Source organism: Nocardia sp. NPDC127606, assembly GCF_042671725.1.
Taxonomy (GTDB): Bacteria; Actinomycetota; Actinomycetes; order Mycobacteriales; family Mycobacteriaceae; genus Nocardia.
The window spans coordinates 1043410-1058038 of record NZ_JBHXWQ010000002.1 but is presented as its reverse complement, the minus strand read 5'-3'; the positions used below and the strand labels follow the sequence as shown (position 1 = coordinate 1058038).

Here is a 14629-nt window from a genome sequence, read left to right as displayed (position 1 = left end):
GAGAAACCACCGACGCCCGGCCTGCGTGAGCAGTACCGGGCGTCGGGAGAGGTAACTAGGAGGCGTCTTCGGCCTGCTTGGCACCTGCGCGCTTGCCGTAGCGAGCCTCGAAGCGAGCCACCCGGCCGCCGGTGTCGAGGATCTTCTGCTTGCCCGTGTAGAACGGGTGGCACTGCGAGCAGACCTCGACCGAGATCTGGCCGGACTCCTTGGTGGAGCGAGTCTGGAAGGTGTTGCCGCAACCACACACAACGGTGGTCTCGACATACGTGGGGTGGATTCCTGCCTTCATGGGCGTCCTCTCGATAATGGTCGCCGGGTCGTAGCCCCATGGAGTGGAGTACGTGAACCGGAACCGACTAGGCGGGATGTCTGCGAACTCGCAGACACACAGTTGTCCAGTATGCCAGAGCAGACCGCACCCTCCCAGAACACCCCCCACCTCCGCTTTGTTCCCTGTGATATTGCGGCTGGCGCCGCGCGTTCTCGGCCTGTTCCCGAGAACGAACAAGGGCCCCGCCGAAGCGAGGCCCTTGCCGGTGGTTCTAGACGATCACTCGTCGAGAGCGCTCGGTGCGGTCTTGGAGACCGTCATCAAGAACTCGAGGTTGTTCTTGGACTTGCGCAGACGATCCATCAGCAGATCGATCGCCTGGTGCGAGTCCAGACCCGACAGCACGCGCCGCAGCTTGTGCACCACAGCCATCTCGTCGGGCGAGAGCAGCAGCTCGTCGTGGCGGGTGCTCGACGGGTTGATGTCCACCGCGGGGAACACGCGCCGCTCGGCGATCTTGCGGTCGAGCTTGAGCTCGGCGTTGCCGGTGCCCTTGAACTCTTCGAAGATCACCGTGTCGCCGGTGGAACCGGTCTCCACCATCGCCGTGGCGATGATGGTGAGCGAGCCACCGTTCTCGATGTTGCGGGCCGCGCCGAGGAAACGCTTCGGCGGGTACAGCGCGGTCGAGTCGACACCACCGGAGAGGATACGGCCCGAGGCAGGCGAGGAGTTGTTGTACGCGCGACCCAATCGGGTGATCGAATCGAGCAGCACCACAACGTCTTTGCCCATTTCCACCAGACGCTTGGCACGCTCGATGGCGAGCTCGGCGACGGAGGTGTGGTCACCCGGCGGGCGGTCGAAGGTGGAGGCGATGACCTCACCCTTCACCGAACGCTGCATATCGGTGACCTCTTCGGGACGTTCGTCGACCAGGACAACCATGAGGTAGCACTCGGGGTTGTTGATCGCGATCGCGTTCGCGATGTCCTGCATGATCGTGGTCTTACCCGCCTTGGGCGGGGACACGATCAGCGCACGCTGGCCCTTACCGATCGGCATGATCAGGTCGATCACACGCGTGGTGAGCTTGTTCTGCGCGGTTTCCAGGCGCAGGCGCTCGTTCGGGTACAGCGGGGTGAGCTTCTGGAAGTCCGGCCGACGACGCGCCGCTTCGAGCTCGCCACCGTTCACGGTGTCCAGGCGAACCAGCGGGTCGAACTTCTGTCGCTGGTTGTTCTGCTCGCCGTCGCGCGGAGCGCGCACCGCACCGGTGATCGCGTCACCGCGGCGCAGGCCGTTCTTGCGCACCAGGTTCATCGACACGTACACGTCGTTGGGGCCGGCGAGGTAGCCGGAGGTCCGCACGAACGCGTAGTTGTCGAGGACATCGAGGATGCCCGCGACCGGCTGGAGCACATCGTCTTCGCGAATGTCGTAATCGCGGGCCTCGGACTGGCCGCCGCCGGCGGGACCACCATCGCGGTCACGACCACGACGACGCTCGCGGAATCGACGACCCCGGCGGCCGCGGCCGCCTTCCTCGTCGTCACCACCGCGGTCGTCGCGGGGTCCGCGATTGCCGCCGCTGTTGCCGTTCTGGCTCTGGTTCTGGTTGCGCTCGTTCTGATTACGGTCGCCACCGGTGCGCTCGCCACGGTCGTTGCCGTTGCGGTCGTTGCCGGTGCGCTCGCCGCGCTCAGCGCCGTTGCGGTCGCCACGCTCGCGGCGACGCTCGCCCTGGTCGCCACCCTCGGCCTTGTCGGCCTGCTTGGGCTCCTCGGCGCGGTTCTCGGCCGGGGCGCGGTTCTCGGCGGGGGCATTGTCGCCACCACCGGAACGGGCCTGGTCACGGCCACGACGCTGCCGACCACGACCACGCTGACCGCCGTCGCGACCGGAATCCTCGCCTGCGTCGGCGGGGGCGTCGGTCTTCACCTGCTCGGTCGCGGCCTGCTCGGCCGGAGCCTCGACGGTCTTGGCCTCGGGGGCCTTGACCTCGACGGGAGCCTGCTTCTCGGCGGGCGCGGCCTGCTTGTCGGCCCTGGCGGACTTCTCCACCTTCGCGGGCGCTTCGTTCTTGACGGGCGCGTCGTTCTTGGCAGGCGCTTCGTTCTTCGCGGGCGCGTCGTTCGCGACGGGCGCGGCGGCGGGCTTGTCACCCTTGGCGGGCGCTCCGGATTGATTTTCCTTGATAGCGGCGATGAGATCGCCCTTACGCATTCCGGAGGTACCTCGGATACCGAGCTCCCCCGCCAGTGCGCGCAACTGCGGCAACAGCATTCCAGTCAGCCCCGATCGTGCGACGTCGGTTTGTTCGCTCATTTTCGAAATCTGTCCGGATTCACTTTCGCGGCTGCCCGAGTTCGTAGGGTTGGAATCCACCCCGGGTGTCGCGAGCAGGTCCGTTTCTGTCACGGAAGTCCTTTCCTTCCCTCGAATGCCGTGTGCTGATTCGAGGGTTCCGTTCCGTAGACCCGGCAACATATGCCGAGCTCGGATTATGCGTCCATGTTCGACGCCTGTGCCGTACTACCCGCCGCGGGAGGACCGGAGGCCTTCGCCACCAGAAGACAGTGGTGAGGGGAGCGATTGCCCTGATGAAGCACCGGCGTCTGATGCGCACGATGTACGGACTTGCTCAGAATAGCTGCCTATTGCGAACAACGGCAAGGCAGGCACGCCGTCAGTCGATCGATACCCCGTCGGCAATGCCGGGCTCGACCACGCGCAGACCGTCCGATTCGGCCTGTTTGCGCAGGTCATCGGGGAATTCTTCGGTGGTCAAGGCAAGAACGGTCGGGCCGGCGCCCGAGACGGTCGCCGCGATACCCGCGGCGCGCAACAGCTCGATCCACTTCGTGGTGAGCGGTAGCGCGGGGGCACGCTGGGTCTGGTGCAACCGGTCGGCGGTGGCCGACATCAGCAGATCGGGGCGTTCGGTCAGCGCGACGACGGCCAGCGCCGCCCGGCTGACGTTGAACGCCGCGTCACCGTGGGGCACCTGCTCGGGCAGCAGCCCCCGGGTGTGCGCCGTGGACGAGCGTTCCTGGGGGATCAGCACCACCGGGCGCAGCGCCGACGCCGGGGTGAGTCGCACCGCCCGGTAGGCGCGCGACTGCGCGGCATCGGTTTCGGTCCACGACACCACGATTGCACCGAGCACGCTGGCCGCGGCGTTGTCGGGATGGCCTTCGAACTCCGAGGCGAGCTGCACCAGCCGGTCGTCGTCCATGCGCAGCTCGGGGTCGAACTTCGCGGCCAGCCCGGCGCCGGCGGCGAGCCCGCCGACCACGGCCGACGCGCTGGAGCCAAGGCCACGCGAGTGCGGAATCACATTGCGGCACACCACGTCGAGACCGTCGGCCCACACACCCAGCGATTCCAGTCCACGCTCGATCGCGCGAACCACCAGATGTGTTGGGCCCCAAGGCACGTCATCGGCGCCTTCACCCTCGACACGGATGTCGAGACCCGATTCGGTGGTGCGCACCACGATTTCGTCGTAGATGCCCAATGCCATTCCCAGACAATCGAATCCGGGACCGAGATTGGCCGTGGAGGCGGGAACGCGCACGGTCACTTCGAGACCGGCGGGCAGCGTCGCTGTCATCAGTGTGGGCTCGGGTGCGGCCAACTCAGGCCAGCTCGAGTTCACGGGCGATGGCGACCGGGTCGACGGCGATCGGCTTCACCTCGGGCATTCCGGCCAGCGCGTTGTCGGGGTCCTTGAGACCGTTGCCGGTCACGGTGCACACGACGGTCAGGCCCGAATCCAGCCAGCCTTCCTTGCGCGCGGCCAGCAGACCGGCCACGCTCGCGGCCGACGCGGGCTCCACGAAGACGCCCTCTTTCGCGGCGACGAGGCGGTACGCGGCCAGGATCTCGTCGTCGGTGGCCGCGCGGAACGCGCCACCGGACTGCTCCTTGGCCTCCATCGCACCGTTCCACGACGCCGGGGCGCCGATCCGGATGGCGGTCGCGATGGTTTCCGGGTCCTTCACCGGCGCGCCGTTGACCAGCGGCGCGGCACCGGCGGCCTGCACGCCGAGCATGCGCGGCAGCACCGAGGTGATGCCGTCGGCGTAGTACTCGCGGTAACCACGCCAGTAGGCGGTGATGTTGCCCGCATTACCGACCGGAAGCACGTGGACATCGGGCGCCTTGCCCAGCACGTCGCAGATCTCGAACGAGGCGGTCTTCTGGCCTTCGATACGCGCCGGGTTCACCGAGTTCACGAGGCCGACCTGCGGGAACTCCGCGGTGACCTTGCGCGCCAGCTCGAGACAGTCGTCGAAGTTGCCCTCGACCTGGATGATCTTGGCGCCGAGCATCACGGCCTGGGCCAGCTTGCCCATCGCGATCTTGCCCTGCGGGATCAGCACCGCGCATTCCATGCCGGCGCGGGTGGCGTACGCCGCGGCCGAGGCCGAGGTGTTGCCGGTCGACGCGCACAGCACGGCCTTCTGGCCGCGGTACTTGGCGTCGGTCATCGCCATGGTCATGCCGCGGTCCTTGAACGAACCGGTCGGGTTGGCACCCTCGACCTTGAGATATACCTCGCACCCGGTGAGCGCGGACAGGTGCGGCGCGGGGACCAGCGGGGTACCGCCCTCGAACAGGGTCACCGGCTCCCAATCGGCCGCACCGGCCAGGCGGTCGCGGTAGGCAGCGATCAGACCGGGCCAGCGCGAGTGCACGCCGGTCTGGGGGGCGATGCCGTTCGTCATTCTTCGGTGCCTTCCAATCTGAGAACGCTGGTCACAGCGGTGACGGATTCCATGTCCGCCAATACGGCGACAGTATCTGCCAGCGACGACTCCACCGCATGGTGGGTGACGACCACGAGCCGGGCGCCGTCGCCATGGCCCTGCTGACGCACGGTCGAGATGCTCACCCCGTGCTGGGCGAAGGTGTCGGCGACCGCGGCGAGCACGCCGGGACGGTCCTCCACCTGCAGGTTCACGTGGTAGCGGGTGGGGGTGTCACCGATCGGCGCGATCGGCAGCTCAGCATAAACCGATTCGCCGGGCGCGCGACCACCGTAGAACTTGTTACGCGCGGCCATCACCAGGTCACCGAGCACGGCCGACGCGGTGGGGGCGCCACCGGCGCCCTGCCCGTAGAACATCAGGCGACCGGCGTTGTCGGCTTCCACGACGACCGCGTTGAACGCGCCGTTCACCGAGGCCAGCGGGTGCTTGCGCGGGATGAGCGCCGGGTAGACGCGCACCGAGACGCGATCCTTGCCGCCCTCCTCCAGCGTCGGCTCGCCCGGACCGGCCGAGACGCGCTCACAGATGGCGAGCAGCTTGACCGTGCAGCCGACCGCCGACGCGGTCTCCAGGTCTTCGGCGGTGATCTTGGAGATCCCCTCGCGATAGACATCGGCCGCGGTCACGCGGGTGTGGAACGCCAGCGAGGCCAGGATCGCGGCCTTGGCGGCGGCGTCGTAGCCCTCGACGTCGGCGGTGGGATCGGCTTCGGCGTAGCCGAGCGCGGTGGCTTCGGCGAGCACGTCGTCGTAGGCGGCGCCGGTCTCGTCCATCGCGGAGAGGATGAAGTTGGTGGTGCCGTTGACGATGCCGACGACCTTGTTCACCCGGTCACCCGAGAGCGACTGGATCAACGGCCGGACCACGGGGATCGCACCGGCGACGGCGGCCTCGAAGTACAGGTCGGCCCGGCTGCCCTCGGCGGCGGCGGCGAGTTCGCCGGTGTAGTCGGCCAGCAGCGCCTTGTTGGCGGTGACGACGGACTTGCCCGCGTTGAGCGCGTCGCCGATCAGCTTGCGGGCGGGGTCGATGCCGCCCATGACCTCGACGACCAGGTCGACATCGTCGCGGGCGACGAGCGCGGCGGCGTCGGTGGTGAGCAGCTCGGCGGGCAGACCGCGGTCCTTGCTGATGTCGCGCACCGCGACACCGCGCAGCACGAGCGGCGCTCCGACCCGCGAACGCAGGTCATCGGCGTGATCGCGGAGCACGCGAACCACCTCGGTGCCGACAGTGCCCATCCCGAGCACGGCTACGCCGAGCGGACGTCCCGCGTCATTGGTGCCGTTCATTCTTCCACCTCCAGGCTGAGCAGGTCCGCCACCGTTTCCCGGCGCAGAATCAGTCGCGCCGCACCGTCACGCACCGCGACCACGGCGGGCCGGGTGAGCAGGTTGTAGCGGCTCGACATCGAGTAGCAGTACGCACCGGTCGCCGCCACGGCCACCAGGTCACCGGGGGCCGCGTCGGCGGGCATCCATGTGTCACGAATGACGATATCGCCACTCTCGCAATGCTTTCCGACCACGCGCGCGACGACCGCATGGGCGTCCGAGGAGCGCGAGACCAGACGGCAATCGTAGTCGGCCTGATACAGCGCGGGGCGGATATTGTCGCTCATCCCGCCGTCCACGCTGACGTAGCGACGGCGCGCGCCACCGTCGAGTTCGACATCCTTGATGGTGCCGACCTCGTACAGGGTGACGGTGCCGGGACCCGCGATGGCGCGACCCGGTTCCACGGCGATGGTCGGCTCGGGCAGCCCGGCACGGGCGGCCTCGGCCGCGACCAGAGCGCGCAGATTGGTGGCGAATTCGCCCAGCGGCGGCGGGTTGTCGCTCGGCAGGTACGAAATGCCGAGGCCACCACCGAGATCCAGGGTCGAGATCTGCGCGGTGCGGTCGATGCCGAACTTGTCGATGGCCTCGCGCAGCAGGCCGAGCATGCGGCGCGCGGCGATCTCGAAGCCGTCGAGTTCGAAGATCTGCGAGCCGATGTGGCTGTGCAGACCGACCAGGCGCAGGTTGTCGGCCTCGAAGACACGCGCGAGAGCTTCCATGGCGTCGCCGCCCGCGATCGAGAAGCCGAACTTCTGGTCCTCGTGCGCGGTGGAGATGTACTCGTGGGTGTGCGCCTCGACGCCGACGGTCACGCGGACCAGTACGTCCTGCACCACGCCCGCCGCACCGGCGACGGCTTCGAGCCGCTCGATCTCGTAGAGCGAGTCGACGACCACGTGACCGACACCGGCCGTGACGGCCGCTTCGAGCTCGGGCACCGACTTGTTGTTGCCGTGCAGCGCGATGCGCTCGGCCGGGAAACCGGCGTTCAGCGCGACCGCGAGCTCGCCGCCGGAGCACACGTCGAGGGAAAGGCCCTCGTCACGGATCCAGCGCGCGATCTCGCCGCACAGGAACGCCTTGGACGCGTAGTGCACGCGGGCGTTCGGCCCGAACGCGGCGACCATGTCGCGGCAGCGCGAGCGGAAGTCGTCCTCGTCGATCACGAACAGCGGCGTGCCGTACTGCTCGGCGAGCTCGGTGACGGGCACGCCCGCCAGCCGGACCACACCGTCGTCACCGCGCGCGGCGTTGCGCGGCCAGACGTTCTCGGGGAGGTCGATCATCTCCCTCGGGTCGGTCGGGCGCTCGGCCAGACTCGGCGCGTGCGGGATCTCTGCGTGCCGGGGGCCGGCCGGGTGTGCACTCATTGCGGTGCGTCCTTCCTGAAAAGCTTGCCGGTGTTCACATGCGCTCCGGTGCGCTCACGCCGAGCAGGGCAAGGCCGTTGGCCAGTACCTGACGGGTCGCCTTGACCAGTTCGAGCCGGGCCGCGTTGAGCGGAGTGACGGCGTCGTCACCCTTGGGGAGTACGCGCATGTCGTCGTCGGACTGGAACGGGTGGTACACACCGGCCAGTTCTTCGAGGTAGCGGGCGATGCGATGGGGTTCCCGGGTATCGGCGGCGGTGGCGACCACGCGCGGGAAATCGCCGAGGGTACGGATCAGATCACCTTCGCGACCGGACGTCATCAGCGCGAAATCCGGTTCGACAGAAGCGAATTCGGGGTACTTCGCGGCATTGCCGATGATGCTGTTGGTCCGCGAGTGCGCGTACTGGACGTAGTAGACCGGGTTCTCGCTGCTCGCCTTGGTCCACAGGTCCAGGTCGATGTCGATGCTCGAGTTCACCGAGGACCGCACCAGCGAGTAGCGGGAGGCGTCGACGCCGATCTGCTCGACCAGGTCGTTGAGGGTCACCACGGTGCCCGCGCGCTTGCTCATCTTCACGGCGACGCCGTCGCGCACCAGGTTCACCATCTGCCCGATCAGCACCTCGACGGTGTCGGGGTTGTCGCCGAACGCGGCCGCGGCGGCCTTCAACCGGCCGATGTAGCCGTGGTGGTCGGCGCCGAGCATGTAGATGGCCAGGTCGAAGCCGCGGCCACGCTTGTTCTGGAAGTAGGCGATGTCACCGGCGATATAGGCGGCGTTGCCGTCGCTCTTGAGGACCACGCGGTCCTTGTCGTCGCCGTATTCGGTGCTGGCGATCCACCATGCACCGTCCTTCTCGTACAGGTTGCCCGAGTTCTTGAGCTGCTCGACGGCCTGTTCGACGGCGCCGGAGGCGAACAGTTCGCTCTCGTTGAAGTACACGTCGAAATCGGTGCCGAACTCGTGCAGGTCCGCGCGGATCTGGGCGAACATCTGCTGCACGCCCTCGCTGCGGAACACCTCGTGCCGCTCGTCGGCGGACAGGGTGAGCACGTCGGGATGCGCGGCGACGATGCTCGCGCTGATCTCGGCGATGTACTCGCCCGCGTACCCGTCCTCCGGGGTCGGTTCGCCCAGCGCGGAGGCGACCAGCGACTTCGCGAAGCGGTCGATCTGCGCGCCGTGGTCGTTGAAGTAGTACTCCCGGGTCACGTCGGCGCCCTGAGCGGCCAGGATGCGACCGAGTGCGTCACCGACGGCGGCCCAGCGGGTACCGCCCAGGTGCACCGGACCGGTCGGGTTCGCGGAGACGAATTCGAGGTTGATCTTGGTGCCCGCCAGCGCGAACCCGGTGCCGTAGATCTCCCCCGCGGCCAGGATCTGGCTGACGATGACGCCCTGCGCCGAAGCGGCGAGACGGATGTTCAGGAAGCCGGGCCCGGCGATCTCGGCCACATCGATACCCTCGGTCGCCGACAGCGCCTCGGCCAGCCACCCGGCCAGCTCACGAGGGTTGGTTCCGACCCGCTTGGCCACCTGCATCGCTACATTCGTGGCATAGTCGCCGTGTTCGGGGTTGCGCGGACGCTCCACTGTGACCTGCTCGGGCAGGACCGACGAGTCCAGTCCGCGTTCGACAAGCACCTTCGCCGCGGTGGTACGAAGGAGATCTGCAAGGTCAGCTGGAGTCACGAGTCTCTATCCTATTGGCTGGGCCCCTTGCAACCACGACCGCCCGCCACGAACCCACCGATCCACACGTCGAAAGAGCACAACGAGCGATGCCTAGCAGGACCAGCGCCACATCAGCCAAGGCCGTGCGGGCCGCGGGGAAGTCGTCTCCGTCCCGCAAGACCCGCAAGGGCAACCTTCCGGGCAAGAAGCGCGACACCCCATGGGTGCTGCTCGGTGCGGGCGTCGCCATCGTCGCGCTGATCGGCCTGCTGGCCTACAGCCTGGTGCCCAAGTACATGGACCAGGCCGCGATCCGCGAAGCCCAGACCGACCTCAAGGAATGGGTTCCCTCCAAGGAGAACCAGGACCCGTCGGCGAAGATCGACGGCGTCGTGAAGTCGGAGTACCCGGCCGGTCTGCACGTGACCGCCAGCCAGCGCGTGGCCTACGACAAGGCCCCCGCCTTCGGTGGCCCGCACGACGGCGCGTGGGCGAACTGCACGGGCACCGTGTACGCCAAGCCGATCCGCATGGAGAACGCGGTGCACTCGCTCGAGCACGGCGCGGTCTGGATCGCCTACAACCCCGACAAGGTCGACGCGGCCGGTGTCGAGACGCTGTCGAACTTCGTCAAGGGCCGTCAGTACTCGCTGATGTCGCCGTACCCGGGTCTGGACTCGGCGATCTCGCTGCAGTCGTGGGGCCACCAGCTAAAGCTGGACAACGCCGACGACGCGCGGATCAAGCAGTTCATCTCCGCCCTGCGCGAGAACCCCTACGCCTACCCCGAGGTCGGCGCGAGCTGCTCGAACCCGATCTTCGACGCGAACAACCCGCCGCCGTTCGACTCCTCGCCCTACGGTCCCGAAGCGGTCCCGATGGACGGTAAGGGCCTGACTCAGGACCAGACCGAACTCGGTGGCGGCGGCATCGGCTCGGGCATCCCCGGCCTGCCGAACATCCCGATGCCGGGCGGCCTGCCCGCGGGTCAGTAGTGAGCGCGGAAGAAAGCGCGGTCGAACCCGACGACACCGCGCCCGAGTCGAGCGCGCGTCGCCCGGCCGGGGCGGTGCTCGTCCTCGGCGCGATCGGTCTGCTGCTGCTCGGCGCGGTGGCGGGCGTGCTGTTGCGGATGCCGCTGGAGAAGAACGCCGAACCGGAGCCGAGCGCGGTCGACATCGGTTTCAGCCAGGACATGTCGGCGCATCACGCTCAGGCCGTCGACATGGCCGGGGTGGCGCTGATCGCCTCGACCGACAACGACGTGCGTCGCCTCGCCTACGACATCCTGACCACCCAGCAGAACCAGATCGGCCGCATGCAGGCGTGGTTGCAGCTGTGGGGCGAGTCCAACCAGAACGTCGACGGCTACATGGGCTGGATGACCGACGACCACGGCAACACCGGCCACCACGGCGGTTCCACCGCCGAGCCGGCGATGTCGGGCCCGATGCAGTCCATGCCCGGTATGGCGAGCCAGGAAGAGATGACCGCGCTGCGCCAGTCCACCGGCCCCGCGCTGGACACGATGTTCCTGCAACTGATGCTGCGCCATCACCAGGGCGGCGTCCCGATGCTCGACTACGCCGCCGAGCACGCCGACACCACCGCGGTCCGCACCTTGGCCGCCACGATGTCGAAAACCCAAGAGGGCGAATCGCAGCTGATGACCACCATGCTCGCCGCCCGCAACGCCACCCCCCTCCCCCTCAGCTGACAACTGCGGCCGGACCGGCCCCAACCCCCGGTCCGGCACAGTTTTTGGCGCACCGCACTCGATGCGATACGCTGTCGCTGCCCGATCGCCTCACCGCGACCGGCATCTATCCCGCCCTCGTAGCTCAGGGGATAGAGCGTCTGCCTCCGGAGCAGAAGGCCGCAGGTTCGATTCCTGCCGAGGGCACAAAAACGAGGTCCCGTCCGATCGGTCGGGGCCTCGTTTTTTCGATAGCCAGGTTTGATCTCGCACGGTTCCACAGGTTGTGGGGGCAGGCGCCCCCGATGACATCAGGAGCGTTGCCATGACGAATCCGCCCGAGGGACAACAGCCTCCCTTCGGTCAGCAGCCGCCCGGCGATCCGGGTATGCCGTCCGGGCCGCCGGGGTATCCGCACGCGGGGTTCGGGGCCGGGGGGCCGCCGGGGCCCGAGTATCCGGGTGGACCCGATGTGTTCGTGCCGCCGCCCGCGCCGAAGAAGAAGCGGACCGGGTTGTTCGTCGCGCTGGGGATTGTCGCACTGGTGGTGATCGGTGTGCTGGTGACGGGCGTGGTACTCACGTTGCAGGGGCGTACGCCGTTGTCGTCGGACGAGAAGCAGATCGATGTCGCGGTGCGCGACTTCTACGACACGCTCGATTCCGACGGTTTCATCGCCGCCGCGCAGCTGGCCTGCCAGGCGGATCGCACGGAGATCGACAATCTCACCCCCGAGCAGCGGGCACAGTTCGAGCGGGCGACGGTGCAGGTGACGATCGACGAGGTGAAGGACATCGTCATCACCGGCGACGATGCGAAAGCGACGGTCACCGGTCAGCTGACGCTGTCGGTGGAGGGCGAGGAGCCCGATACCGAGTCGAGCACCGAGGAGCACCTCACCAAGGAAGACGGCACCTGGAAGATCTGCTCGGCACCGGCGAACAAACACTGACCGAACACCCGGTGACGCCTCCCGGTATCGCCTGGAACCGCCGATACGCTCGGAAACATGGGCTGCTGCGGAGCGTCGCGCCGAACGGTACTGGCCGCCGCGGCGGGCGCGGCGCTCGCCGCGGCGATACCGGGTTCCGGTGCGGCGCACGTCGATCCGCTGCTCGCGCTCGACCTGGAAATCGTCACCGTGACCGATCGTGGCGTGGTGCTGACCTGGACCACGTTCGGTCTCGATCCGGGAGGCCGACCGTTCCCGGTCCCCGCCGATACCGAAGTGCGCCTGGCCCCGGCGGATTCGCCCCGCGAGCCGGTCACCGTCTACCGCGACGACTCCAGAACCCCGTTCCACTACGCCGAGATCGACGACCTCGAACCCGGCCGCCCGTACCGATTCCAGGCCCTGTCCAACGGAATTCGCGCGCTCCCCGCCCCGACGCTCACCACGGCGGCACCCGGCGCTCCCGAAGCGCGCGGCGAATTCACCACGCTCACACCACCTCCCGGCCGCCTGCTACACACCATCGCCCTGGCCAACGACGTGCACTACGGCGAAACGGTGAGCGGCATCGTGATCGCCGGTTTCCCACCCGGTTACCAGAGCGACCCGCCATATCCGCGGTTCATGCTCGATGCTCTCCTCGCTGATATCAGCGCCCGCGACGCCTCGCTCCTGCTCTTGGCCGGCGACCTCACGAACGAGGCCACCGCCGACGAATCGCGTGCTGTCCGAGCACATCTGGACACCTGGGGCACTCTCGGCACCGACTACCTGGTCGCCCGAGGCAACCACGACCGCCCGCACGACTATCCGGACTGCGCCGACTGCTGGGGCGATCACTTCGTCCCCCGTCAGCAATTGACCGAACACCACCTCGGCGACCTGCGCATCCTCGGCCTCGACACCAGCGCCCCGGACGCCGCGGGCGGCACGATGGACCGCCCGCAACTCGACGCGCTCACCGAGACCCTGCGCGCCGACCCGGACCGGCCGACCATCGTGTTCGGCCACCACCCCGTCACCGCGGAGGCGGGCTTCAGCAATATCGGCGGCCCCGGCTTCATCCTCGACCGCGCGGCCGCCCTCGAACTACAGAGCCTCTACCAGCGGGCACCGGGCGTGTTCCTGCACCACAGCGGTCACACCCACCGAACCAGACGCACCCGGCCCGACCTGCCCTGCGCGGTGGAATTCCTGGAAGTCGGTGCGGTGAAGGAGTATCCGGGCGGCTACTGCCTGCTCCGCGTCTACGAGGGCGGCTATCGGGTGAACTTCTACAAGACCCGATCCGAGGATGCTCGCCGCTGGAGCAGCCTGACTCGCGGCCAGTATTTCGGCACCGCACCGGACTATCTCCTCGGCACGATCGAGGACCGCAATCACGTCGTCACCCGGGATCTCTCGGGACTCTGATTCGCCGGTCGTCCGCATCCGCGCATGTCATGCGGGGTATCTTCCTTAGGCAAGCCTCATCATAGGATGGGGACCCTTGGTGGAAGGACGCGAATGAGCTCGCGCAGTTGGAAACCTCTGGCCGGACTGATGGCGGTCGCCGTGGCGACACTCGGCCTGAGCGCCTGCTCCTCCTCCTCGGGCAGCGCCGACGAGATCACCGTCTACAACGCCCAGCACGAGTCGCTCACCAAGGAGTGGGTCGCGGCGTTCACCGAGGAGACCGGCATCAAGGTCACCCTGCGGCAGGGTGGTGACACCGCGCTGGGCAATCAGCTCGTCGCCGAGGGCGCAAACTCCCCCGCCGACGCCTTCCTCACCGAGAACTCCCCGGCCATGGCACTGGTGGAGAACGCGGGCCTGTTCGCCGATGTCGACAAGGCCACCCTCGACCAGGTGCCGGAACGGTACCGTCCGTCGACCGGTAAGTGGACCGGAGTCGCCGCTCGCGCAACGGTTTTCGTCTACAACAAGGACAAGCTCCAGACCGCCGGGCTGCCCGCCTCGCTGCTGGATCTCGCGCAGCCGCAGTGGCAGGGCCGCTGGGCGGCGGGCACGTCCGGCGCCGACTTCCAGGCGATCGTGGCAGGTTTGCTCGCCCTGAAGGGCGAGGACGTCACCCGCGCCTGGCTGCGCGGCATGAAGGCCAACGCGACCAGCCTGCAGAACAACGTCGCGACCATGAAGGCGGTCAACGCGGGCAATCCCGACGGCGGCGTGATCTACCACTACTACTGGTACCGCGACCAGGCCAAGACCAAGGAGGGCAGCGCGAACACCGCGCTGCACTACTTCAAGAACCAGGACCCCGGCGCCTTCGTCAGCGTGTCGGGTGGCGGCGTGCTGAAGTCGAGCAAGAAGCAGGAGTCCGCGCAGAAGTTCCTGGCCTTCATCACCGCGAAGAGGGGCCAGGAGGTGCTGCGCGACGGCGATTCGATGGAGTACCCGGTGGCGAGCGATGTCGCCGCGAACCCCGCACTGCCCCCGCTGGCCGACCTGCAGGCGCCCGCGATCGACCCGAGCAAGCTCGACGCGAAGAAGGTCACCCAGCTGATGACCGAGGCCGGGTTGCTCTAGGTGCCCACCACC

12 protein-coding genes and 1 tRNA gene are annotated in these 14629 nt (G+C 68.0%); 6 read left to right on the top strand and 7 right to left on the bottom strand.

The window, feature by feature from the left end; translation table 11 throughout:
• Positions 1 to 55: 55 nt before the first annotated feature.
• The 7 genes from rpmE to argS all read right to left on the bottom strand — a co-directional run bounded on the left by rpmE (position 56) and on the right by argS (position 9458).
• Entirely contained in the window at positions 56 to 292 is a 237-nt protein-coding gene (gene rpmE, locus ACFVJ5_RS15535; RefSeq protein ID WP_101464201.1) for a 50S ribosomal protein L31, read from the bottom strand.
• Positions 293 to 553: 261 nt separating this feature from the next.
• Entirely contained in the window at positions 554 to 2695 is a 2142-nt protein-coding gene (gene rho / locus ACFVJ5_RS15530; protein WP_379220579.1) for a transcription termination factor Rho, read from the bottom strand.
• 268 nt (positions 2696 to 2963) lie between these two features.
• The gene (gene thrB, locus ACFVJ5_RS15525) at positions 2964 to 3890 is read right to left on the bottom strand and encodes a homoserine kinase (RefSeq protein WP_379220577.1); all 927 of its coding nucleotides are present in this window, start codon (positions 3888 to 3890) and stop codon (positions 2964 to 2966) included.
• Positions 3891 to 3915: 25 nt separating this feature from the next.
• Positions 3916 to 5007 (bottom strand): threonine synthase, encoded by a 1092-nt coding sequence (gene thrC, locus ACFVJ5_RS15520; RefSeq protein ID WP_378635756.1) that lies wholly within the window; start codon positions 5005 to 5007, stop codon positions 3916 to 3918.
• Positions 5004 to 6344 carry a homoserine dehydrogenase gene (locus ACFVJ5_RS15515; RefSeq protein WP_379220575.1) on the bottom strand — a complete coding sequence of 447 codons (1341 nt, stop codon included), beginning with the start codon at positions 6342 to 6344 and terminating at the stop codon, positions 5004 to 5006. Before ACFVJ5_RS15515 ends, thrC begins: the two co-directional genes overlap by 4 nt.
• Positions 6341 to 7762, bottom strand: a complete 1422-nt coding sequence (gene lysA / locus ACFVJ5_RS15510; protein WP_379220573.1) for a diaminopimelate decarboxylase — start codon at positions 7760 to 7762, stop codon at positions 6341 to 6343. Before lysA ends, ACFVJ5_RS15515 begins: the two co-directional genes overlap by 4 nt.
• A 34-nt stretch (positions 7763 to 7796) precedes the next feature.
• Positions 7797 to 9458: an arginine--tRNA ligase gene (gene argS, locus ACFVJ5_RS15505; protein ID WP_379220571.1), complete on the bottom strand. Its 1662-nt coding sequence runs from the start codon at positions 9456 to 9458 to the stop codon at positions 7797 to 7799.
• An 89-nt stretch (positions 9459 to 9547) separates the two neighbouring features.
• On the opposite strand from argS, the gene ACFVJ5_RS15500 reads away from it, so the two are divergent.
• The 6 genes from ACFVJ5_RS15500 to ACFVJ5_RS15475 all read left to right on the top strand — a co-directional run bounded on the left by ACFVJ5_RS15500 (position 9548) and on the right by ACFVJ5_RS15475 (position 14617).
• Complete coding sequence (locus ACFVJ5_RS15500) at positions 9548 to 10435, top strand: DUF3105 domain-containing protein (protein ID WP_379220569.1); 888 nt, start codon at positions 9548 to 9550, stop codon at positions 10433 to 10435.
• Positions 10435 to 11157 carry a DUF305 domain-containing protein gene (locus tag ACFVJ5_RS15495; protein ID WP_379220567.1) on the top strand — a complete coding sequence of 241 codons (723 nt, stop codon included), beginning with the start codon at positions 10435 to 10437 and terminating at the stop codon, positions 11155 to 11157. The genes ACFVJ5_RS15500 and ACFVJ5_RS15495 overlap by 1 nt, the downstream gene beginning before the upstream one ends.
• A 113-nt stretch (positions 11158 to 11270) precedes the next feature.
• A tRNA-Arg gene (locus ACFVJ5_RS15490) sits at positions 11271 to 11343 on the top strand.
• Between the two features lie 118 nt (positions 11344 to 11461).
• Complete coding sequence (locus ACFVJ5_RS15485; RefSeq protein ID WP_379220565.1) at positions 11462 to 12088, top strand: hypothetical protein; 627 nt, start codon at positions 11462 to 11464, stop codon at positions 12086 to 12088.
• Positions 12089 to 12145: 57 nt separating this feature from the next.
• On the top strand, positions 12146 to 13501 hold the full coding sequence (locus ACFVJ5_RS15480; RefSeq protein WP_379220564.1) for a metallophosphoesterase: 1356 nt from the start codon (positions 12146 to 12148) through the stop codon (positions 13499 to 13501).
• 93 nt (positions 13502 to 13594) lie between these two features.
• Positions 13595 to 14617 carry an iron ABC transporter substrate-binding protein gene (locus ACFVJ5_RS15475; protein WP_379220562.1) on the top strand — a complete coding sequence of 341 codons (1023 nt, stop codon included), beginning with the start codon at positions 13595 to 13597 and terminating at the stop codon, positions 14615 to 14617.
• The last annotated feature ends 12 nt before the right edge of the window (positions 14618 to 14629 follow it).